Source organism: Rathayibacter sp. PhB151, assembly GCF_004366415.1.
In the GTDB taxonomy this organism is placed as follows: domain Bacteria; phylum Actinomycetota; class Actinomycetes; order Actinomycetales; family Microbacteriaceae; genus Rathayibacter; species Rathayibacter festucae.
Window position 1 is genome coordinate 858,583 of record NZ_SOEN01000007.1, and the last position, 19,211, is coordinate 877,793.

Genomic DNA, 19,211 nt, shown 5'->3' on the forward strand with positions numbered 1-19,211 from the left:
CGCGGGCGGGGTGAGCCCGCCGCTGTCACTGGGTCGTGGTGGGGGCCGTGGTCGGGATGGGGCTGGCGGTCCAACTGGCCAGGACGCGGAGACGTTCTTCCGACACGGAGGCGGGTTCGGTGACGTAGGTGATGATCGTGATGTCCGGTTCGCTGGCGAGGGTGAGCGCTTCGCCGGTGACCTCGACCTCACCGACAGTGGGGTTGTGCAGGGTCTTCGTGGCGCTGGTGTGCAGGCGCACGTTGTGGGAGGCCCACCAGGTGCGGAACGGGCCGCTGCGGGTGCTCAGCTCACCGATGAGGTCGGTGAGGGACCGGTCGAAGGGGGTGCGGCCGGCTTCGATGCGGAACGCGGACACCATGTCGCGGGCGACGCGCTCCCAGTCGCCGTAGAACTCCTGCGAGGACGGGTCGAGGAAGAGGTACCGGGCGAGGTTCGCCGGCTCGTCCCCGTTCGGGACCAGGCCCGGCATGAGGGCTGCGCCGAGCTGGTTCATCGCGATGATGTCGGTGCGGCCGTTCCGGGCGTACGCGGGCAGTCCGCTCATCCCGTCGAGGATGCGCTGCACACGGTTGCTGGCACGAAACTTCGCGGGGGTGCGCTTGGGTGCGGGTCGGGTCAGGGCGTGCTCGGCGTTCGCGGCCCGGGCGAGGTCGAACAGGTGCTGCTCTTCGGAGTCATCGAGCTGCAACGCCCGTGCGACGGCGAAGAGGACGGACTCGGAGACGCCGGCGAGCTTCCCGCGCTCCATCCGGTTGTAGTACTCCGCGCTGACCCCGGCGAGGGTCGCGACCTCCTCGCGGCGCAGGCCCTTCACGCGCCGACCCGTCGCGGAGGCGGTGAGGCCGGCCGCTTCGGGGGTGATGCGGTCGCGACGGGTGCGGAGGAAGTCGCTCGCTTCGGTTCCGGTGTCCATGTGGGTCAGCGTAGGCCGGACCCGGACGGGTGAAACAGACACTGCCAGTACACCAAACGCCGCTGCCTGTTCCATCAGAAGGGGCCGCTGTTGGATGGGATCACCGGCGGAACCGCAGCCGGTCCGCTTCTTGGAAGGAACGCTCGTGAGCACCATCCCCACCGTCACCCTGAACACCGGCGCTGAGATGCCGCAGCTCGGCTTCGGCGTGTTCCAGATCCCCGCCGAGGACACCGAGCAGGCCGTCATGGACGCGATCACGGCCGGGTACCGCCTCATCGACACCGCCGCCTCCTACGCCAACGAGGAGGCTGTCGGCCGCGGCATCGCCGCCAGCGGCGTGCCGCGCGAGGAGCTGTTCATCACCTCGAAGCTGTGGATCCAGCGCCGCGGCGAGGAGGGCGCCCGCGAGGCGATCACCACGTCCCTGCAGAAGCTCGGCCTGGACTACCTCGACCTGTACCTGATCCACCAGCCCTTCGGTGACTACTACGGCGAGTGGCGTGCGCTCGAGCAGGCCCACAAGGACGGCCGGCTCCGCGCGATCGGCGTCTCCAACTTCGCCTCCGACCGCCTCGTGGACCTCATCGCGTTCGCCGACGTCGTGCCCGCGGTGAACCAGATGGAGACGAACCCCTTCCACCAGCAGGTCGACTACCAGGAGCTGCTGCACGCCGGGGGTGTGCAGCTCGAGGCGTGGGCGCCGTTCGCCGAGGGCAAGAACGACCTGTTCACGAACCCCGTCCTGACCGAGATCGGTGATGCGCACGGCAAGTCCGTCGCTCAGGTCGTGCTCCGCTGGCTCGTGCAGCGCGGCGTCGTGGTCGTGTCCAAGTCCGTCAAGCCCGAGCGCATGCAGCAGAACCTCGACGTCCTCGACTTCGAGCTCACCGAGGAGCAGATGGGGAAGATCGCCGAGCTCGAGGCGGGCGAGTCGCTGTTCTTCTCCCACGTCGACCCCGACATGGTCCGCTGGCTCACCGGCCGCGCCGAAGCGTAGGCATGCCCGTCCACCAGCCCACCCGCAGGCAGCTCCTGCGCAGCGCCGCGGCCGGCGCGATCAGCGCCGCCGCGGCCGGGCTGCTGGCCGCTTGCACCACCCCGGCACCTCTTCCCTCCCCGTCCACGCCTGACGCCGCCGCGCCGGCGCCTTCGAGCTCGACAGGAACCTCCGTGTCTCCCACCCCCAGCAGCCGGATCCTGATCGCCTACTTCTCCCGCCCGGGCGAGAACTACTGGAACGGCGGCCGCCGCACCCTCGACGTCGGCAACACCGAGGTCCTCGCCGGCCTGATCAGCGACCGCGTCGACTGCGACGTCTACCGCATCGACGCCGCCGACCCGTACTCCGACCGCTACGACCCCACCGTGGCGCGCAACATGCAGGAGCAGGACACGAACGCGCGACCCGCGATCGCGAACCCCCTCCCCGACCTCACCGGCTACGACACGGTGCTGCTGGGCAGCCCGATCTGGAACGTGCAGCCGCCGATGATCCTCGCGACCTTCGCCGAGGGCGTCGGCCTCACCGGGAAGACGCTGCTCCCCTTCGTCACCTACGCCGTCAGCGGCCTGGGCTCCACCACTTCCTTCTACCGAGACCTCGGCACCGGCGCGCAGCTCGGCGACGGACTCGCCGTCCGCGGCGAAGACGTCGCCGAGGGCGCCCCCGACGTCGCGACCGACGTCGACCAGTGGCTCACCGCCTCCGGCCTGGCCTGAAAGGCACCCTCATGACCGACTCCACCCTCACCGTCCTCCTCGTCGGCGCCACCGGCAGCGTCGGCCGCCACGTCGTCACAGCCTCCCTCACCGCCGGGCACCGCACCCGCGCGCTCGTGCGCACCCCGTCCCGCGCCAGGGGCGTGCATCCCCGTGCGGAGACCGTCGTCGGGGACCTCACCGACGCGGCGACCCTCACCGACGCGGTCGAGGGGATCAACGCGGTGATCTTCACCCACGGCGACAACGCCCACGCCGAGGCCGTGAACTACGGCGCCGTCCGCAATGTCCTCCAGGCGTTGAACGGGCGCCCGGTGCGCATCGCGCTGATGACGACCATCGGCGTCACCGTCCGCCACCCCAGCTCAGAGTGGAAGCGCCGCGGAGAACGCCTCGTCCGCGCCAGCGGCAACCGATACACGATCGTCCGGCCCGGCTGGTTCGACTACAACGACGCGAACGAGCGCAGGATCCTGATGCTGCAGGGCGACACCCGCCGCAGCGGCTCCCCCGCCGACGGTGCGATCGCGCGCGACCAACTCGCCCGCGTCCTCGTCGCCACCCTCACCGATCCCGCCGCCGAGGGCCGCACCTTCGAGCTCTTCGACGAGCGCGGCCCCGAGCAGGACGACCTCAGCCCCCTGTTCGCCGCCCTCGACACGGACCCCGCCAGATCCGTCGATGGAGTGCTCGACCAAGCGAACCTGCCGCTCGAGCAGGAACCCGCGCCCGTCCGCGCGGACCTCGACCGCGTCCGCGCCACCCGCTGACCATCACCACCGACGGGAGAAGCATCACGACACGAAGCCCCGTGAAAACACCGCCACGAAGCGCCGAGATCCACACCCCTACGCGGTGAACCCCGCTCGTCGACCTGACGCGGTGAACGACCCCCGTACGGGACGGGCGCGTCGCCTCCCCTGCCGTCACTAGTGTGACATTTTGACAGCATGGTGACGTATATTCGTCGCATGCACCCTCCGCAGCTCGCCGAGCACGACCCGCCCTTCCAGGATCTGGTGCTCAGCGTCTTCCACCTCAGCAACGTGCTGTCCGCGTCCGGGGACCGCCTCGTTGCGGATCTCGGGTTGACCTCGGCGCGCTGGCAGATCCTCGGAGCCCTCGCCGCGGGTGCGCCGCGGCCGGTCGCGTGGCTCGCCCGCGACCTGGACGTCTCCCGGCAGAACGTCCAGCGGATCGTGAACGACCTCGAGCGCGACGGCTTCGTGGCCTTCCGGCCCAACCCGCACCACCGGCGGGCGCAGCTCGTCACCCTGACGCCGGAGGGTGACGCCGTGCTCGCCGCCGCCGCCGCCCGCGCCGCGCCCTGGGCGGGGAACGCCGCCGCGGGCCTCGATCCGGCCGACGTCGACACCGCCCGGCGCGTGCTCCACGCGATCGGCACCGCGGTCCAGGCCCACGACACCGACTCCCGCCCGAAGGACACCGAATGAACGACCGACCGGACCTCCCGCCCCTGCTGAAGTACGGCAACGCGGCGGTGAAACTCCTCAACCGACTCGGCGTCCCGGCCGGACCGCCGAGGATCCTCACCGTCCGCGGACGCATCAGCGGGCAACCCCGCTCCACGCCCGTCTCGATCGTCACCCTCGAGGGCGCCCGCTACGTCGTCGCCGGGCAGCGGATGGAGTGGGTGAAGAACGTCCGCGCGGCAGGCGAGGGCGAGATCCAGCGCGGCCGACGACGCGAGAGCGTGACCTTCACCGAGCTCCCCGAGGAGCAGCGCGGCCCCGTCCTCCGCGCCTACTGGCACCAGCACAGCCAGGGACGCAAAGTCGCCGCCCGCATCTTCGAAGCCGGCGAGAACGCCGGCCCCGACGACTTTGTAGCGGCCGCCCCGCGCTGCGCCGTGTTCCAGCTCGCGACCATCAACCTCGATCGCTGACCCGAAAACCGCCTCACCACTCTGTACCGGTCAACGATCGGCTAACGGACGTTTTGGATGGTGCTCCTGACCCGTCGATAGCCTGAAGCGATGGTCCTACTGAGCCAATATCTGTTCGCGATCTCGATCACTGTTCTTCTCGGCGTCCTCATGCTCGGTGACCGCCTGCCCGAATGATGCGCGCCGGTCTCCACAGCTCTTGCAGTCGCGGGCGCCCTCGTCTTCCTGGTCTCTCTCATCGACGCCCGTCGGCGTCAGAACGACACGGACCGCCGAGCCGTCCTTCAGCAGGGCGCCGAGCCGGAAAGGCGTCGGTGATCTTCGGCGCTCCTGATGCGCGGGTGCTCGCTTCGCGTCGTGATCGACCTCTAGTGTCGGCAGCGATGGGGGCGCAGCGCCCCCGCTGAGGGGATCACATGTCTTCGCTCTCGCGCGGCGCCGTCCGGCGCACGCTCGCTCTCGCCGCCGCCGTCCTGGTCGCGGCCACCGCACTCGCCACACCATCCGCCGCCGACCCGGACAGAGGGACCGACACCATCACCGGCCACCTCCTCCTGGAAGGCACACCGAACACCCCGCCCCCCGCCGGCACCGAGGTGGTCACCTACAACACGTTCGATCCGATCGGCTACTACGCGACGACCGCCGACGACGGCACCTTCACCTTCGACGGGCTGGCCGCAGGCACGTACTCCGTCAGAACGGAGTACGAAGACGGCGTCCACGTCCCGATCGACCTGGGTCGGACACGATCCGCGACGGCACCGGCGACTCCTTCCCTCTCACAGCAGGCGGGACGCTGACGCTTCCCGACTACGTGCTCCCGATCGGCGGCTCCATCAGCGGCCACGTCGACACCGACGACGGGAAGCCGATCAAAGTGTCCGCCTACCAGGGCCCCTTCCGCGGCTACTTCGATACGAAGACCGACGCGAACGGCGACTACACCATCGGCGGCCTCGAGACCGCCGACTACATCATCGGCTTCGACGATCGAGGCCCCGACGCCACCTACAAGAAGTGGTGGCCCGACTCCCCCGACATGAACGGCGCGCAGACCCTCACCATCACGCGACTCGGCCAGACCATCACCGGCATCGACGGCGACCTGCGCACGGTGCGCACCAACCCGCTCGACTCCGCCCCCTGCCTGGACCGCTCGAAGCTCACCCTCGCCAAGGCCACCACCGCCGCCCGCGCCTACCTCCGCAGCCACCACGACCTCGACGCACTGACGACCCTCACCCGCGTCGACGTGAAGCAGTACCTCACCCGCTGCGCCTGAGCACGTCCCACCCGAGAAGCGGCCGCCGGCACCACGCCGGCGGCCGCTTCGTCGTGAACGACGGGTCGGTGAAGACGATCGGCTCACGGTGACCGGTCAGCGATGGCCTGCCGGTCGCTCACCAGGCGAGCCGGTGGTCGTCCTCGAAGACCGCGCCGGTCGGGCCGTCGGCGGGCAGGGTGGCCAGGCGGACGGCGACCGCCGCGCCTTCGTCCGGTGTCCGGCTGCCGCGGAAGTCGTTGAAGTCAGTGGCGACGTGCCCCGGGGCCGCGCCGTTGATCTTCAGCGTCGTGGCGGCGAACTCGCGGGCGTAGTGCACGGTCAGCGCATTGAGGGCGGTCTTCGAGCTGGAGTAGGCCATGGAGGGCTGGCCCACCCAGGCGCCCTCCTCGCCGAGCGAGCCGCGCTTGCTCGTGATGTTCACCACCCGCCCATCCTCCGCCCGGGTGAGGAGTGGCAGGAACGCCGTCATCATCCGCACGACGGCGAAGACGTTGACCTCGTACACGCTCCTGATGTCGTCGACTGTCTCCTCGGTCGGCGTCGGCAGGTGATCCATCGGGTGGAAGGTGAGCGTGTTGACGCCGGCATTGTTCACCAGCACGTCGAGACGCCCGAACTCCTCCGCGACGCGCGCCGCGAGGGCATCGACGTGGTCCTGCCGGGTGACGTCGAGAAGGACGGGCCGGACGTCGCCGTCGAGGGTCCCCGCCGCGTCCCGGCCGGCGTCGACGCTCCTCGCTCCGAGCAGGACGGTGAACCCCTGCCATGCGAGGCCGCGCGCGATGGCCAGGCCGATGCCCTTGTTGCCGCCGGTGACGAGGGCGAGCTTCGTCGCAGAATTTCTGAGTGTTGTCATGTCAACACTCTGCGCTCCGGCCGTTGTCGTGTCAACACCAGCACCGTAGGCTGGGCGGATGACCGCACCGCTGAGCGAGCAGGAGCAACTTCTCTGGCATGCGTGGAAGATCGCAGCGGACCAGGTCCGGCAGCGCGTCGCCGAGGAGATCAAGACCGGCACGGGTCTCTCCGACCCGGACTTCGGCATCCTGACGCGCCTGATCGAGCTCGGCGGCGGGGAGCTCCGCCAGAGCGACCTCGCCACCTCGATGCAGTGGCACCGCAGCCGGCTCTCGCACCAACTGACCCGCATGGAGCAGCGCGGTCTGCTCGGTCGTCGGAGCGCGGACGCCGGCGTCCAGGTGCAGATCACCGATGAGGGGCGGGATGCCGTCCGCGCTGCCCGGCCGATCCACGCCGCCGCTGTCCGCAGGCACCTCGTCGATCGCACCGACGGCATCGATCGCGCGACCCTGATGCAGGTGCTCGAGCGGCTCGCGCAGGACTCCTCGCCGTCCCGATGAGGAATCCCCTCACGGGACAAGCGCGCCGGCTTGGACTGGGGTGACAAGTTCTCATCGGACTCACTTCGCCCACCGCTCGACTCGACAGACGCGCCGGCCCTGAGCTCGCTGGTCAGAGGTCTCGTCGGGCGGTGAGCGGCTCGGAGCCGAGAACCTCCAGCAAGGCGAGGTTCTCGGCGTCCCGTGAGCCTGCCGGCGCGGTGTAGAGCACGAGATGCTGGTCGCGTTCGGTGATGGCGAGGGAGTCGCAGTCGACGGTGATCGCCCCCACCGGCGTGCGGCGGAACGTCTTCCGCAGGGGTGGCGGCGTCTGAACGTCGTGCCGTCTCCAGAGCCATGCGAACTCGGCGCTGCCGGTCTGGAGCTCGTCGATGAGTTCCGCGACGATGGGGTCTGAGGGGTATGTGGCTTGAGCGTTGCGGAGCTGCGTGACGACGCCCTCTTGGAATGCGATCTCGTCCGAGATTCCGTAGATCGCTTCCGGTGGTTGCTCTGCGGCAAGGAAGGTCTTCCTCGCGAGGTTGCGGTCGCGCGGCGGCAGCAACGAGAAGTCCTCCATGAGGGCTGCTGCGAGATCGTTCCACGCGAGCACCTCGAAGGTGGCGGACAGGACGATGCCGGCGGTGTGCGGGAGTCGTTCGAGGAGCGCGAGGACGCTCGGTCGAACGTCGCGACGGTGCAAGCCCGACTGGGTCGGAGCGGTGCCGGCGAGCCGGTGCAGGTGGTCGGACTCCTCGGACGTGAGACGGAGAGCACCAGCGATACCACCGAGGACGACGTCCGAGGGTCGAGGAGCGCGGCCCTGTTCGAGACGGGCGTAGTACTCGGTGGAGATGTGCGCGAGAACGGCGATCTCCTCCCGGCGCAGTCCCGGTGTTCTGCGGCGTGGTCCCGACGGTAATCCGACGTCCTCCGGCCGAAGACGCTCGCGGCGACTTCGGAGGAACGCTGCAAGCTCACCCTTGTCCATGCTCCCCAGTGTGCGCCTGAGCCGGCGATGGATCCTCGTACCGTTTGTGCCTGGATGCGGATTCTTCGGGCGGTGACGGTGTTCGTATGACACACACCAACGAATCCACACCGATCGGCCTGCTGACCGGCAAAGTCATCTTCATCACCGGAGCCAGCCGTGGCATCGGCGCCGCAGCGGCTCGCCTCTTCGCCGGCGAGGGTGCCGCTGTCGTGCTGGCGGCCCGCAACACGAAAGCGCTCGGCTCGATCGTCGACGAGATCCGCGGTCAGGGCGGCACGGCTGATGCCGTTGCCATGGACCTCGCTGACCGGGCGAGCATCCGCGCCGCCGTGGACCACGTCGAGGAGCTCCACGGACGCCTCGACGGCGCCTTCAACAACGGCGGCGTGAACCAGCAGAACGTCGGTCCCCTCGACACCACTTCCGACGACGACATCGACGAGCAGTTCGCGGTGAACTTCCGCGCTCACTGGGTCGCGATGCTCGCCGAAGCAGCCCTCATGAGGAGATCCGGAGGCGGTGCGATCGTCAACACCTCCAGCATCGGCAGCCGCCGCGCCGTTCCGCCCCTGCCCGCCTACGGGGCGATGAAGCGAGCACTGAACAGCATCACCGAGACCGCGGCCGTGACCTGGGCCGGGGAAGGCATCCGCGTCAATGGGATCACGCCAGGTGGAACCGCAACGGAAATGATGGACGAGTGGGAGAAGAGGACGCCGGGCATCATCGAGGCGAACAACGCAGCCAGCCCCCTCGGCCGCATGGCGACCGCCCTCGAGGTCGCCGAAGTCGCCGGATTTCTCCTGAGCGACCGAGCCTCAGCCGTGACGGGCGCCATCGTGCCCGTCGACGGCGGCGCCGGTGCCGGCGCCTGAGGCAGGGGGAACGCACATGACCGACACAACCACCGACAACGGCTCGACCCGCGGTAGCGGACCCTCTTGGACGGACCTCAGCAGCCGGGTGGCGGTCGTCACCGGGGCCAGCCGAGGGATCGGGCAAGCGATTGCAATCCGACTCGGCCTGCTCGGCGCCAGCGTCGTCGTGAACTACTCACGCGACGCAGCAGGAGCAGCAGACACCGTCGCCGCCATCACGGCAGCCGGCTCCAACGCCGTGGCCGTCCAGGCCGACGTGTCAGATCCGAGGCAGGTCGACTCGCTGTTCAACTCAGCGCTAGCTCAGTTCGGAGGTGTCGACGTCGTCGTGGCGAACGCCGGTATTGATGAAACCGGCGGACCGATCGTCGACGTCACCGAAGCGGATTACGACCGGATGTTCGGCGTCAACGCCAAGGGTGCGTTCTTCACGCTCCAGCAGGCAGCACGCACGGTGAACCGGGGCGGAACGATTCTCTACATCGGATCGGGTTCCGTACTGCGACCCATCGCAGGGTTCGGGCTCTACGCGTCCAGCAAGCTGGTCGGCGGGTACCTCACCGGGGTGCTTGCTCAGGAGGTCGGAGGGCGTGGCGTGACCGTCAACACCATCATCGCCAGCGCGACGGACGGCGCCGGGTACTTCGCCGCCGCGTCCGATGATGACCCGCTCCGCACGCTGGTGCAGACCGCCAGCCCCCTCGGATCGAGGATGGGCTCGGTCGATGACGTAGCCGACGCGGTCGAGTTCTTCGTCGGCCCGCTCGCACGCTGGGTCAGCGGCGGTGAACTCCTCGTCAGCGGCGGATAGAACTGAAGACGGCACAGCTGATCACGACCCCGCTCGAGCGTCATGCCCGAGCGGGGTCTCCAACCCGCGAGTCCTGACCGTCCTCAGCCGTCGCTCGAGAGGCCCCCGAGTGCGATACCTCTGCCTGTTGTGCAGATGACCTCGAGCATCTGAATTTTCACGGTCGTCTGCACGGGTGCCTCGACGTCGCGATCAGTCGTGCAGGCGATCATGAGAAACGACACACGTCGAGACGCCATCTTCGGCGGCCGGACGACGACCCCTCATCGGACGCCCGCAGCGGCGGCCATGGCCGGTACGGTGACCGCATGAACGACGACGAAGAACGTCACAACCTGGTGGCACTCACCGAGATCCTCAACGGCTACATCAGAGCGATCGAGAACCCCGAGAAGCTGTTTCAGGTGTGCGCGAACGTCTCGGGAGGTCGCGACGACGAGAGGGCAGCCGTCGCCGCGGCATTCGAGGTCAGCGACGTGGTGGCCAATGCGATTCTTGACTTGCAAGTGAGGCGCTTCACGCCAAGGTCGATCGAGCAGATGCGGAACGAACTGGCCGACTACAACCGTCGACTAGCCGAACTCAACCGACCGGAGGCGATCCCCATACGGGACGAGCCGCCGCCGTGGCCGGTGTAGAAGTCACGCCGACCTCAGGAAGCGTTGATGTCCCCGTGGATCGTCAGGAACCAGGCCGTGTCGCCGTCCGCGTTTGACGCGGTAGCCTCGACAGTCGAAATCGGCTTTTCGCCGAGCGCCGCCGGGTCGATCTCGTGCGGGCCATCGGCACAGTCGATCGCCTCGAGGGTCGTCGTCGTCCTCGTCGTCGGGCCTCCTGCCGTGGACAGCGATCCGATCTCGAGATCGATCACACCGTCCCCGAGACATTCAAAGGTGATCGCTGTCGGCAGGGCGGGTCGTGCGAGAGTCGCTTCGACGTGGCCACCATCATCGTCGGCGTTAGCGTTCAGCGAGAGGATCGCAACAACGTCATGGTCCGTTTCCACATCCGCTTGGCGCTCTGCACGCCACTGAGTGATGCGAGGGTCCTCCCCAGATATCGGGGCGCAGCCTGCGAGAGACGCCACGAGAACAAGACCAACTACTGCGCTGATGGGACGGTGCCTCATCGCTACACAGTAGGGGCAGGCGATCGCAGATGGACGAACTTCTGACCCGATGGCGAGATAGTGAAGCTCAGCGCTGAACAACCGGGCCTCTTCGCCCACGTCGATCGGATCTGTGCCTTGCGGTCCTACTCTCCCCACTGTCGCGTTCAGCACTACGGATCCTGGGCGGAACCGTGCCGGTGAACGATCCCCATACGAGACGCTCGGCTGCGCAGAGCGCAGCTGAGTACGATCGGGCCATGCAGCGCACAGTAGGCGGAGTCGTCATCGAGGTCACCCACGCGAGAACCGATGACGCGACTCCGACACCCGACGGTCCGATCCAGATGTGGACGATCGCCCTCTCCGGAGTAGGCATCGATCACACTGCGACGGTCGGTGTCGCCGGCACTTCCATGGAGCCGAACGACGACGTGTTCGCCACAGTTCTCGACGTGGCCGTGGTGCAGTACGACTCCGTGTCCGAGGACACGGACCCGCTCGCGACCCCTGCGATCCGCGAGTGGAAGCAAGACCAAGCGACCGAACTGCAGGAGCTCGTGAAGACGCTTCGAGCGACCAGCAGCTAACACCCTCGCGGCGCACTCGGTTCCGGACTCTTCACGGCTCACCACAGGCCGACACTCGAACGAGAGCCACCGGCTGAACCGTTGGCGATCCCCTAGTGGGACGCGGTTGCTCGACCGTCATCTTCCCTGCACGCCTGCAGCTGACGGTCTGCTCGTATCGTTAGGGCATGGGGGATCGTTGGCTGTTGGTGACGGGGGTCGCGGTGACCGCACTTGTCTGCGCAGCCGCGACATGGTTCCCCTGGTCATCGCCTCCGCCGCCTCGGTTCTCCGTTTCGGGCGTCGTCGTGAATGAGGCCGGTGAGCCGATGGGTGGATGCCTCCTCGATTCCTTGACAGGAGAGGAGTCGGGTATGTTTACCCGCCGGGACGGCACGTTCCCATGGCCGTTTCTGGTCATCGGATTCCGGGAGTACGACATGGGAGCCCGCTGCGAAGGTGGCAAGGTAGCCAGCGACACCGTTCTCGTCACCGGAGACATGTACATTCGCCTCGTCGCGAGGTAAGCCGCGGCCAACTTCTCCTCGTGAAGCCGACATCGCGGAGTGAGAGGTCTCCACTCACCCTCGAGTTGCGCCAGTCGGGTACGGGCCGGGCGCCCATGATGGAAGAGACCGTCCCGAGCAGGGCTAGGGTCTCGACATGAGCGACGACGAGCACGAATCCACCGGAGACCGCCGATACAGGTGGCGCTACGGTCCGGTGCGGCTGGTCATGCCGTGGCTGGCCATCGCTCTCGGTACCTTCCAGACCATCCGCGCTGCAACCGGTGAGGCCGGCGCCGTCTTCCTCTACCTGGGCCCGGCCCTCATCGCGCTGGGGATCGTGGCGTTCTTCGTGTTCCGGTGGATGGCCAAGCGTGGCATTTGAAAGATCGAGGGGGACCATCGAGGAAGACGGGAGGGCATACGGTCGAGCTCAACCCCTCGTCAGCCGTTGGCGCGAAAAATCTTCACGAGACCGATGACGGTCAGCACCACACCGGCGGGAATGCCGATCACGACCATCGTCAGCGGGCGACCTTCGGACACGGCAGTGCCGTTGATCGAGAACATCGCCAGGACGATGAGTCCCATCACGGCGAGACCCAGACCTAGACCCAGGTACTGCGGTCCCGTCATCTGCTTACTTGATCGCGCCACTCCGAGATCCTCCGATTCGGGTCGAGAACAGCCTCCCCCAGTGTGGCCCTGCCACCACCTCTAAGAGGTGGTGAAACCAACCGGTCACCATCCCCTTACGGGACGGCCGGTACGCCGACTCTCCCCGACAGAATCGTGCATCCGTGTCACGCCATCAGGGGTGCAGGGTTGAGCCAGACTGGCGGAGTGTCAGCACTGCGCCATTGGGCGCCACTCCCCTTCGTCGCAGTCGCCATCGTCACGACGGTGATCCTCACCGCTCTCCACCTGGTCGAGCTGTATGTGCTGACTACCCAGCAGCTCGCGCAGGACGGGACTGGGCAAAATTCCGCAGGAACAGTCGCGTTCTTCGCGGTTTACCTCATTCCGTCCGCCCTGATCGAAGGTCTGCTCATCGGGCTGGCCGCGTTCGCTGTCGCTCGGCTCCTGAAGCGCGGCCACCGAGTCTCGCAACGCGCGATCGCACTGCTCGCCGGCCTGGTCGCGGCGGTCGTCGCCCTCTGCCTGATGGTGGTGCCGTTGGTCGGGTACGCCACAGGTGGGCTTCTCCAGCTGGGCGCCGGGATCGCCGCCCTCCTCTCTGGCGAAGCCGGAAGCGGACCGGCGAACCTGATCGCAGCCATCGCGCTCGCCCTCCTCCTCTACGTCGGAGCCTTCACCCTGAGCGCACGCCGCCTCTTCAATACCGCTGCGGCCGGGGACGCTCACGCCCGCTGACATCTACAGCTCCTCGGATGGTCCCGCTGGACGATCCCCTATCGGGACTCGGACTCGACCGCTGACACCGTGACGTCGCAGTCGCGGACGCAGTCCAGCAGATCGGCGAGTCCCGACCGGACCGTGCCGACCCGGACGAGCGCGGCGTCGCCCACCCCCGCGCCGTCGTGCGTGAAGACGACGAGCTCGCGGCGGTCCGGCGACCAGACGACGTCTCCCGCCCGGTAGTCGGCGACCGGCTCTACTGAGGCGAGGGCCCCCGCCACGGCGACGTCCTCGGCGACGAGCGCGGCGCCCATCCGGTCCTCGAACATCAGAGAGGCGGGGAGCTCGGTCGCGATCGAGCGCGCGGCGGGCGAGTCGTCGACCTGGATGATGATCGTGGTCCCCTCCGCAGTGGCGAGGGGGACCGGAACGGTGAAGGCGAGAGCCGGAGCGAGCAGCGCGACGAGCCGCGCCTGGGCGAGAGCACCGAGGAGGACTCCCGGGCGGCGACGCGACGGCGCGCCCGTCGTGCGGCGGATCGGGGCGCCGTCGGTCTGGCGGTCGTCGGTCGTGCTCAGGGCGGGTCTCATCCGTGCCTCCGTGGTCGAATCGAGCCGATGACCGCGGTGGTCGACCTGTGCTGCCTCCGCGGTACGACCCAGCGAACCGCTCGGTGCCGGCCCCCGGGAGTCCCGTCGCTGACGCGCCCTCTCAGGGCGCCCCACTCCGGCCGAGGGTCGACCTACTGTTGCCGCATGGTCGATCGATCCGAGATCCGCGAGTTCCTGGTGTCGCGCCGCGCCCGCGTCGAGCCCGAGCAGGTCGGCCTCCTGCGCGGGACGGACCGGCGGGTGCCGGGCCTGCGCCGAGGCGAGGCCGCCGCGCTGGCCGGCGTCAGCGTCGAGTACTACGCCCGACTCGAGCGGGGAGCGATCGGCGGCGCCTCCGACGCGGTCCTCGACGGACTCGCCCGCGCCCTGCGGATGGACGACGCCGAGCGCGAGCACCTCGGCCGACTCGCCCGCGGCGCCGGAGACGCACCGTCGACCCGGAGCCGGGCGAGACCGACGCCCGGGTGGACCCCCTCCCCCAGCGTCCAGTGGCTGCTCGACTCCGTCGGCACCGCCGCCGCCCTCATCGGGAACGGCCGCACCGATCTGCTCGCCGGGAACCGCCTCGGCCGCGCCCTGATGTCGGACCTGATCACCACCGCGACGACGCAGCCGCCGAACTTCGCCCGCTTCCTCTTCCTCGAGCCCGCCTCCCGCCTCTTCTACCCCGACTGGGACGCCGCCGCACGGATGAACGTCGCCCAGCTGCGCACCGAGGCCGGCCGCGACCCGCACAGCAAGGAGCTGCACGACCTCGTCGGCGAGCTCTCCACCGGCAGCGACCACTTCCGGCACCTCTGGGCCCGGCACGACGTCTGGCAGCACGACTCCGGCACCAAGCGCTACCACCACTCCACCGTCGGCACGATGACGCTCCACTTCGACGGCCTCGACCTCGTCGGACACCCCGCGATTCAGCTCACCGTCCTCACCGCCGAGCCCGGCACCCCCGACCACGACGCACTGCAGCTCCTCGGCTCCCTCTTCACCACGCCGGCGGAAACCGACCGCACGGTGGACACGAAGAGAAGGTGAAGAGCGGTTGCTCCGCACCTGTACCGAGGCGGAGGACAGGGGTCAGCAGGAGTGCGACTGCTCTCGCCGGAGGTGGGTTTCAGTCGAGTGCGCCTGTTGCCGCCCAGCTGCTGAGGAGGGTGAGTCTATCCGCGGTGTCGGAGCCGTCATCGGCGGTGTAGGTGGTGATCGACAGCCCGTTCTCGCCAGGCATCTCGAACACGTCGTAGGTGAGGTCGAGGTCGCCGACAGCGGGATGCCGGTAGATCTTCCGTCCGGTGCGGTGCTCGTGGACGTCGCGGTCGGCCCAATCGATCCGGAACTGCGGGCTTCGCGTGGCTAGGTCTCCGATGAGTGCTGTCAGTTCGGCGTTCAGGGGATCTCGACCTGCTTCGAACCGGAGCATCGCGGCAGTGAGGCTGCAGGCGAGGGACCAGTCCTCGTAGAAGTCTCGTGCTCGGGAGTCGAGGAAGATGAAGCGCGCCAGGTTGGGGTGCTCCGCTTCGAAGTGCGGGGCGAAGAGGGCGCGGCCGGCGAGGTTGGACGCGATGAGCGACTGGGCGGCGTCGATGACGACGGCAGGCACTGCCATGTTGTCGAGGACGCGCTGGACCGACTCGCGAACAGCGGGGGGCGAGGAGGCGTCGCCGTGCTGAGCCGCGAGGGCGAGTGGGGCTGTCCGAGCGAGATCGAACAGGTGCTCCCGTTCGACGTCATCGAGGTGCAAGGCACGCGCGATCGCATTCAGGATGCTGTCCGAGGCGCCTTCCAGCCCGCCTCGCTCGAGCCGGGTGTAGTAGTCCGCGCTGATTCCCGCGAGCATCGCCACTTCCTCGCGGCGCAGACCAGGAACGCGGCGTTCACCGCCGAGGACAGGGATCCCGGCGTCGGCCGGCGTCAGGTTGCCGCGGCGGGAGATGAGGAACTCCCGGATGTCGCTCTTCCGATTCATGATCGCTCCAAGCTAGGACGCCGAGGCGCCGAGGTCTGCAGGGGGGCACCTCGCCGCCTCGGGATGGTGGTGGCTAGAGGGTGAGAAGGACTTTCGTCGCGCGGCGCTCGTCCATGGCCTTGTAGCCCTCGGGCGCCTGCTCGAGCGGAAGGGTGAGGTCGAAGACCTTGCCCGGGTCGATCGCGCGGTCCCAGATCAGCTGGATCAGGTCCGGCAGGAAGCGGCGGACAGGAGCCGGCCCGCCCTGGGTGTGGATGCCGGCCATGAACAGGTCGATGCCGGGGAGCTGCACGCCGTAGTTCACGCCGACGAAGCCGAGGTGGCCTCCCCCGCGAGTGGCGCCGACGGCCTGCATGAAGGACTCCTGCGTGCCGACCGCTTCCACGACCGAGTGGGCTCCGAGGCCGCCGGTGAGCTCCTTGATCCGTGCCACTCCCTCGTCGCCGCGCTCCTCGACGATGTCGGTCGCTCCGTAGAACCGGGCGAGCTCCTGCCGGTCCTTGTGCCGCGACATGGCGATGATGCGCTCTGCACCGAGCTGCTTCGCGGCGAGGATCGCCATCAGCCCCACTGCTCCGTCGCCGACGACGGCGACCGTCTTACCGGGTCCGGCCTCGGCCGCGACCGCGGCGTACCAGCCGGTTCCGAGGACGTCGGACGCGGCCAGCAGCGACGGGATGAGGTCCGCGTCCGGCTGGCCCGGGGTGGCGACGAGGGTCCCATCGGCGTAGGGAATCCGAGCTTTCTCCGCTTGCGTGCCGATGGTCGACGCCACGAACTCAGCGTGAACGCACTTGGACTGGAAGCCCGCCTGACAGATCTCGCACGTGTTGTCGGAGATGACGAACGAGCCGACGACGAAGTCCCCCGGCTTCACGGTCTTCACGTCCGCGCCGACCTCCTCGACGATGCCGACGTACTCGTGACCCATCGCCTGATGATCCGCCGGCTCCACCCCGCGGTAGGGCCACAGGTCCGATCCGCAGATGCACGTGGCGGTGAGCTTCACGATGGCATCGGTCGGGTGGACGATCGTCGGGTCCTCCCGCTCCTCCACTCGAACATCGCCGGCGGTGTGCATGACCACTCCAAGCATGGGTTTCCTCCTTGCTCTCGGCATCCGTGATGCCGTTACGAACGATGGGCGTCCTCGCGACCCCACACGTTCATAGAACGACGACGCACCGCGGAAGTGGGAGACCCGATCCGGTCCCCCCAGCGCCCCACAGCCCTCGAGAGCGCTCGTAGAGAGCCGAGCGCTCTGAGAGCAGATCCCAGGGCATGCGCGTCCGTTCAGCGATCTCCATATGGGACGCGTGCCGACGCGCGGATCCGGATGCCGTGCGACTCAGAGTGCTCTGTCGACGACGAGGGTCGTGACGGCGGTGTACTGCTGCTCGGTCCCCGCCGGGATCGCGCCCTGATCGGAAGAGGTGAGGGTCCGCTCCCCAATGAAGAGTCCTGTCGCAGGGTCGATGACGATCTCGGGGACGTCCGCGTCGGCGTCGAGGCTGAAAGCGATGCCAGTCCGTCCGTCGAGGACGGCGCTCCCGTCCGCGATGCGAATCCCCGGGATCATCGCCAGAGCACGGTAGAGCGTGGAGCGCTCGGCACCGGTCAACGTGCCGGACCGGAGAAGCTCCGCCGCGCCCGACAGTGCACCCGCATCGGTCCCATCGCCCCACGGGAGGCGGCGCAGCGCAGCCAGCGCCTCCCCGGGATCGGTCGGCAGCGACTCCTCGGCGACCTCGCCGCCGAGCTCGGCGGCGTGCACGAAGTCTCCCTCGGGATCCTTCGTGATCTGCACCACTCCACTCTGCACGGTCGAAGCCCAATCGCGCTCGGCGGCCGCTCGCGACGCCTCGCCGTAGAACGCGGTGGCCGGCTCGGCAGTGACCCGCTGCACCCAGTCGGTGCCGGCGTCGGCGGGAATGAACACCTCGGTGATGCTCGGGGAGAGGTAGGCGGTGTAGTCGCCATCGGCGTCGACCTCGTAGGCGAGGTAAGCGGCCTCCGTCGTGATCTTGAGGTACTGACCGGCACCGACGATCGGATCCTCGACGGTGATGGTCGCATCGGCCGCGCTCCGCAGCGCCTCGGATGCCTCCGCACTGCCCGCCCCCGGATCGAGAACGACGACCCCGAGAACCAGGGCGGCGGCGAGAGGAACGGCGACGAGCCCGGTGATCAGCGCGCCTCGCGCCCGAGCCGGCCTGGGTGCGGTGCTCTGCTCGACCGTCTCGACGAGGAGGCTGCGGAGAGCCGTGGTCTGGTCCTGTCCGGGGGATGTCATCGTCGTCCACTCGTTCCTGTCGGGCTGATCGCGCTGGTCGTGTTCGTCGGGAGGGAGGGTGCTCGCAGGCGAGCGGCGAGAGCCTTCTTCGCGCGGTGCAGCCGCGACTTGATAGTCCCCTGAGGCACGCCGAGCGCCTCCCCGGCCTCGGTCTCGCTCAAGCCCTCAATCACGCAAAGGGTGATCACGTCGCGATGGTGCGGCGCGAGGTTCCGAAGCGCAGCCACCGCGGGGCCCTCGTCGAGCAGCTCCTCCGGGCTGGCGAGCCCTTCCGATCGGGGAACCCGCTCGAGGAGGGCTCGGTACCGGCGAGCCGACCGGGAGACGTTACGCGAGGAGTGCGTCGCGGTCACCAGCAGCCACGGCAGCAGCGACCCCTTCACGAAGCGCACACTCGCGCGCTTCCGCCACGCCTCGAGGAACGTGATCCCCACCACGTCCTGCGCGTCATCGATGCTCGGCACGAGCGCGAGGCTGTGACGGAAGACCCGGGACTGGTGCCGGTCGAAGACGCGCGCGAACGCTTCGCCGTCTCCCGATCGGGCCGCGCGCCACTCATCGGCGTCGCTTGCGGGGATGCTCATACCTGAAGTGTCCGGGACCGCCAGGAAGGTTCCCCTCCATCGAGAATGACCCACAGAACGATCCCTTTACGGGACGGGTGGGTTGCAGGGCATCGCGCTGAAATCTGTTTGCGGCGTCAATCGCACAGCTCCTGAGTGGGGGCGCGATCTCGCCCGTGGATCTAGGTGTCGTTACGGGCGCCCTCTGGTTGCAATGACGACCTGAGAAGGGGCGTGCGGGGCGAGTTCCATCGCGCGGGATCCGCAGGAGCAGAGCAGATAGGTCAGCCGCCCGTCGCTGACGACATGGGAGGAGAGACGGGTCCAGGTGTGCTCGTGCATGAGGCGATGCTCGCGTAAGCCATCGGAGGCGTTCAACCA

General features: G+C 68.5%; 25 protein-coding genes. 15 read left to right on the forward strand and 10 right to left on the reverse strand.

The genetic code is table 11. The features are described from left to right. Positions 1 to 25: 25 nt before the first annotated feature. The gene (locus EDF35_RS11455) at positions 26 to 916 is read right to left on the reverse strand and encodes a helix-turn-helix transcriptional regulator (RefSeq protein ID WP_123704039.1); all 891 of its coding nucleotides are present in this window, start codon (positions 914 to 916) and stop codon (positions 26 to 28) included. Between the two features lie 145 nt (positions 917 to 1,061). Between EDF35_RS11455 and EDF35_RS11460 the strand changes: the two genes are divergently transcribed. The 7 genes from EDF35_RS11460 to EDF35_RS11490 all read left to right on the forward strand — a co-directional run bounded on the left by EDF35_RS11460 (position 1,062) and on the right by EDF35_RS11490 (position 5,829). Further along, positions 1,062 to 1,916: an aldo/keto reductase gene (locus EDF35_RS11460; RefSeq protein ID WP_279587524.1), complete on the forward strand. Its 855-nt coding sequence runs from the start codon at positions 1,062 to 1,064 to the stop codon at positions 1,914 to 1,916. A gap of 173 nt (positions 1,917 to 2,089) precedes the next feature. Beyond that, positions 2,090 to 2,638 carry a flavodoxin gene (locus EDF35_RS11465; protein WP_243839939.1) on the forward strand — a complete coding sequence of 183 codons (549 nt, stop codon included), beginning with the start codon at positions 2,090 to 2,092 and terminating at the stop codon, positions 2,636 to 2,638. Between the two features lie 11 nt (positions 2,639 to 2,649). After that, the gene (locus EDF35_RS11470; protein ID WP_123704043.1) at positions 2,650 to 3,408 is read left to right on the forward strand and encodes an SDR family oxidoreductase; all 759 of its coding nucleotides are present in this window, start codon (positions 2,650 to 2,652) and stop codon (positions 3,406 to 3,408) included. Positions 3,409 to 3,609: 201 nt separating this feature from the next. Continuing rightward, a complete protein-coding gene (locus EDF35_RS11475) occupies positions 3,610 to 4,092 on the forward strand; it encodes a MarR family transcriptional regulator (RefSeq protein WP_133962424.1) in 483 nt (160 codons plus the stop codon). Next, complete coding sequence (locus EDF35_RS11480; protein WP_133962425.1) at positions 4,089 to 4,544, forward strand: nitroreductase family deazaflavin-dependent oxidoreductase; 456 nt, start codon at positions 4,089 to 4,091, stop codon at positions 4,542 to 4,544. Before EDF35_RS11475 ends, EDF35_RS11480 begins: the two co-directional genes overlap by 4 nt. Positions 4,545 to 4,960: 416 nt before the next feature. Next, entirely contained in the window at positions 4,961 to 5,347 is a 387-nt protein-coding gene (locus EDF35_RS11485; RefSeq protein ID WP_133962426.1) for a carboxypeptidase-like regulatory domain-containing protein, read from the forward strand. 14 nt (positions 5,348 to 5,361) lie between these two features. After that, positions 5,362 to 5,829 carry a carboxypeptidase-like regulatory domain-containing protein gene (locus EDF35_RS11490; RefSeq protein ID WP_133962427.1) on the forward strand — a complete coding sequence of 156 codons (468 nt, stop codon included), beginning with the start codon at positions 5,362 to 5,364 and terminating at the stop codon, positions 5,827 to 5,829. 118 nt (positions 5,830 to 5,947) lie between these two features. Here EDF35_RS11490 and EDF35_RS11495 read toward each other — a convergent pair whose 3' ends face one another. Continuing rightward, positions 5,948 to 6,688, reverse strand: coding sequence for an SDR family NAD(P)-dependent oxidoreductase (locus tag EDF35_RS11495; RefSeq protein ID WP_133962428.1), 741 nt, complete (start codon positions 6,686 to 6,688; stop codon positions 5,948 to 5,950). Positions 6,689 to 6,746: 58 nt separating this feature from the next. Between EDF35_RS11495 and EDF35_RS11500 the strand changes: the two genes are divergently transcribed. Then, positions 6,747 to 7,193: a MarR family transcriptional regulator gene (locus EDF35_RS11500; protein WP_133962429.1), complete on the forward strand. Its 447-nt coding sequence runs from the start codon at positions 6,747 to 6,749 to the stop codon at positions 7,191 to 7,193. Positions 7,194 to 7,305: 112 nt separating this feature from the next. Here EDF35_RS11500 and EDF35_RS11505 read toward each other — a convergent pair whose 3' ends face one another. After that, the gene (locus EDF35_RS11505) at positions 7,306 to 8,163 is read right to left on the reverse strand and encodes a helix-turn-helix transcriptional regulator (RefSeq protein ID WP_133962430.1); all 858 of its coding nucleotides are present in this window, start codon (positions 8,161 to 8,163) and stop codon (positions 7,306 to 7,308) included. A gap of 86 nt (positions 8,164 to 8,249) precedes the next feature. On the opposite strand from EDF35_RS11505, the gene EDF35_RS11510 reads away from it, so the two are divergent. The 3 genes from EDF35_RS11510 (at position 8,250) to EDF35_RS11520 (ending at position 10,493) form a co-directional block, all read left to right on the forward strand. Next, entirely contained in the window at positions 8,250 to 9,041 is a 792-nt protein-coding gene (locus EDF35_RS11510; protein ID WP_133962431.1) for an SDR family oxidoreductase, read from the forward strand. Positions 9,042 to 9,057: 16 nt separating this feature from the next. Next, complete coding sequence (locus EDF35_RS11515; protein WP_133962432.1) at positions 9,058 to 9,855, forward strand: SDR family oxidoreductase; 798 nt, start codon at positions 9,058 to 9,060, stop codon at positions 9,853 to 9,855. 308 nt (positions 9,856 to 10,163) lie between these two features. Next, positions 10,164 to 10,493 carry a hypothetical protein gene (locus tag EDF35_RS11520; RefSeq protein ID WP_133962433.1) on the forward strand — a complete coding sequence of 110 codons (330 nt, stop codon included), beginning with the start codon at positions 10,164 to 10,166 and terminating at the stop codon, positions 10,491 to 10,493. Between the two features lie 14 nt (positions 10,494 to 10,507). On the opposite strand, the gene EDF35_RS11525 is transcribed toward EDF35_RS11520, so the two are convergent. Next, positions 10,508 to 10,861 carry a hypothetical protein gene (locus tag EDF35_RS11525; protein WP_133962434.1) on the reverse strand — a complete coding sequence of 118 codons (354 nt, stop codon included), beginning with the start codon at positions 10,859 to 10,861 and terminating at the stop codon, positions 10,508 to 10,510. A 362-nt stretch (positions 10,862 to 11,223) separates the two neighbouring features. Between EDF35_RS11525 and EDF35_RS11530 the strand changes: the two genes are divergently transcribed. After that, positions 11,224 to 11,553: a hypothetical protein gene (locus EDF35_RS11530; RefSeq protein WP_133962435.1), complete on the forward strand. Its 330-nt coding sequence runs from the start codon at positions 11,224 to 11,226 to the stop codon at positions 11,551 to 11,553. Positions 11,554 to 12,195: 642 nt separating this feature from the next. Then, entirely contained in the window at positions 12,196 to 12,423 is a 228-nt protein-coding gene (locus EDF35_RS11535) for a hypothetical protein (RefSeq protein ID WP_133962436.1), read from the forward strand. A 59-nt stretch (positions 12,424 to 12,482) separates the two neighbouring features. Here the strand turns inward: EDF35_RS11535 and EDF35_RS11540 are convergent, their stop codons facing one another. Then, complete coding sequence (locus EDF35_RS11540) at positions 12,483 to 12,674, reverse strand: hypothetical protein (protein ID WP_133962437.1); 192 nt, start codon at positions 12,672 to 12,674, stop codon at positions 12,483 to 12,485. Positions 12,675 to 12,881: 207 nt separating this feature from the next. Here EDF35_RS11540 and EDF35_RS11545 point away from each other — a divergent pair, with 207 nt between their 5' ends. Next, positions 12,882 to 13,412 (forward strand): hypothetical protein, encoded by a 531-nt coding sequence (locus EDF35_RS11545; protein ID WP_133962438.1) that lies wholly within the window; start codon positions 12,882 to 12,884, stop codon positions 13,410 to 13,412. A 38-nt stretch (positions 13,413 to 13,450) separates the two neighbouring features. Here the strand turns inward: EDF35_RS11545 and EDF35_RS11550 are convergent, their stop codons facing one another. Beyond that, the gene (locus EDF35_RS11550; protein ID WP_123733192.1) at positions 13,451 to 13,987 is read right to left on the reverse strand and encodes a cyclophilin-like fold protein; all 537 of its coding nucleotides are present in this window, start codon (positions 13,985 to 13,987) and stop codon (positions 13,451 to 13,453) included. 165 nt (positions 13,988 to 14,152) lie between these two features. Here EDF35_RS11550 and EDF35_RS11555 point away from each other — a divergent pair, with 165 nt between their 5' ends. Beyond that, entirely contained in the window at positions 14,153 to 15,043 is an 891-nt protein-coding gene (locus tag EDF35_RS11555; protein WP_133962439.1) for a helix-turn-helix transcriptional regulator, read from the forward strand. 79 nt (positions 15,044 to 15,122) lie between these two features. On the opposite strand, the gene EDF35_RS11560 is transcribed toward EDF35_RS11555, so the two are convergent. The 4 genes from EDF35_RS11560 to EDF35_RS11575 all read right to left on the reverse strand — a co-directional run bounded on the left by EDF35_RS11560 (position 15,123) and on the right by EDF35_RS11575 (position 18,851). Next, positions 15,123 to 15,974 carry a helix-turn-helix transcriptional regulator gene (locus EDF35_RS11560; RefSeq protein WP_123733190.1) on the reverse strand — a complete coding sequence of 284 codons (852 nt, stop codon included), beginning with the start codon at positions 15,972 to 15,974 and terminating at the stop codon, positions 15,123 to 15,125. A 73-nt stretch (positions 15,975 to 16,047) separates the two neighbouring features. Then, positions 16,048 to 17,070, reverse strand: coding sequence for a zinc-dependent alcohol dehydrogenase family protein (locus tag EDF35_RS11565; protein ID WP_208323056.1), 1,023 nt, complete (start codon positions 17,068 to 17,070; stop codon positions 16,048 to 16,050). 252 nt (positions 17,071 to 17,322) lie between these two features. Next, a complete protein-coding gene (locus EDF35_RS11570) occupies positions 17,323 to 18,267 on the reverse strand; it encodes a hypothetical protein (RefSeq protein ID WP_123704056.1) in 945 nt (314 codons plus the stop codon). Next, entirely contained in the window at positions 18,264 to 18,851 is a 588-nt protein-coding gene (locus EDF35_RS11575) for an RNA polymerase sigma factor (protein ID WP_123704058.1), read from the reverse strand. The genes EDF35_RS11570 and EDF35_RS11575 overlap by 4 nt, the downstream gene beginning before the upstream one ends. Positions 18,852 to 19,211: the final 360 nt, after the last annotated feature.

What these genes read in the sequence shown, in the direction of transcription:
- EDF35_RS11455 (WP_123704039.1), bottom strand. Translation starts at nt 916, where the DNA reads ATGGACACCGGAACCGAAGCGAGCGACTTCCTCCGCACCCGTCGCGAC.
- EDF35_RS11470 (WP_123704043.1), top strand. Translation starts at nt 2,650, where the DNA reads ATGACCGACTCCACCCTCACCGTCCTCCTCGTCGGCGCCACCGGCAGC.
- EDF35_RS11475 (WP_133962424.1), top strand. Translation starts at nt 3,610, where the DNA reads ATGCACCCTCCGCAGCTCGCCGAGCACGACCCGCCCTTCCAGGATCTG.
- EDF35_RS11480 (WP_133962425.1), top strand. Translation starts at nt 4,089, where the DNA reads ATGAACGACCGACCGGACCTCCCGCCCCTGCTGAAGTACGGCAACGCG.
- EDF35_RS11485 (WP_133962426.1), top strand. Translation starts at nt 4,961, where the DNA reads ATGTCTTCGCTCTCGCGCGGCGCCGTCCGGCGCACGCTCGCTCTCGCC.
- EDF35_RS11495 (WP_133962428.1), bottom strand. Translation starts at nt 6,688, where the DNA reads ATGACAACACTCAGAAATTCTGCGACGAAGCTCGCCCTCGTCACCGGC.
- EDF35_RS11500 (WP_133962429.1), top strand. Translation starts at nt 6,747, where the DNA reads ATGACCGCACCGCTGAGCGAGCAGGAGCAACTTCTCTGGCATGCGTGG.
- EDF35_RS11505 (WP_133962430.1), bottom strand. Translation starts at nt 8,163, where the DNA reads ATGGACAAGGGTGAGCTTGCAGCGTTCCTCCGAAGTCGCCGCGAGCGT.
- EDF35_RS11510 (WP_133962431.1), top strand. Translation starts at nt 8,250, where the DNA reads ATGACACACACCAACGAATCCACACCGATCGGCCTGCTGACCGGCAAA.
- EDF35_RS11515 (WP_133962432.1), top strand. Translation starts at nt 9,058, where the DNA reads ATGACCGACACAACCACCGACAACGGCTCGACCCGCGGTAGCGGACCC.
- EDF35_RS11520 (WP_133962433.1), top strand. Translation starts at nt 10,164, where the DNA reads ATGAACGACGACGAAGAACGTCACAACCTGGTGGCACTCACCGAGATC.
- EDF35_RS11530 (WP_133962435.1), top strand. Translation starts at nt 11,224, where the DNA reads ATGCAGCGCACAGTAGGCGGAGTCGTCATCGAGGTCACCCACGCGAGA.
- EDF35_RS11535 (WP_133962436.1), top strand. Translation starts at nt 12,196, where the DNA reads ATGAGCGACGACGAGCACGAATCCACCGGAGACCGCCGATACAGGTGG.
- EDF35_RS11540 (WP_133962437.1), bottom strand. Translation starts at nt 12,674, where the DNA reads ATGACGGGACCGCAGTACCTGGGTCTAGGTCTGGGTCTCGCCGTGATG.
- EDF35_RS11550 (WP_123733192.1), bottom strand. Translation starts at nt 13,987, where the DNA reads ATGAGACCCGCCCTGAGCACGACCGACGACCGCCAGACCGACGGCGCC.
- EDF35_RS11555 (WP_133962439.1), top strand. Translation starts at nt 14,153, where the DNA reads ATGGTCGATCGATCCGAGATCCGCGAGTTCCTGGTGTCGCGCCGCGCC.
- EDF35_RS11560 (WP_123733190.1), bottom strand. Translation starts at nt 15,974, where the DNA reads ATGAATCGGAAGAGCGACATCCGGGAGTTCCTCATCTCCCGCCGCGGC.
- EDF35_RS11565 (WP_208323056.1), bottom strand. Translation starts at nt 17,070, where the DNA reads ATGCTTGGAGTGGTCATGCACACCGCCGGCGATGTTCGAGTGGAGGAG.
- EDF35_RS11570 (WP_123704056.1), bottom strand. Translation starts at nt 18,267, where the DNA reads ATGACATCCCCCGGACAGGACCAGACCACGGCTCTCCGCAGCCTCCTC.
- EDF35_RS11575 (WP_123704058.1), bottom strand. Translation starts at nt 18,851, where the DNA reads ATGAGCATCCCCGCAAGCGACGCCGATGAGTGGCGCGCGGCCCGATCG.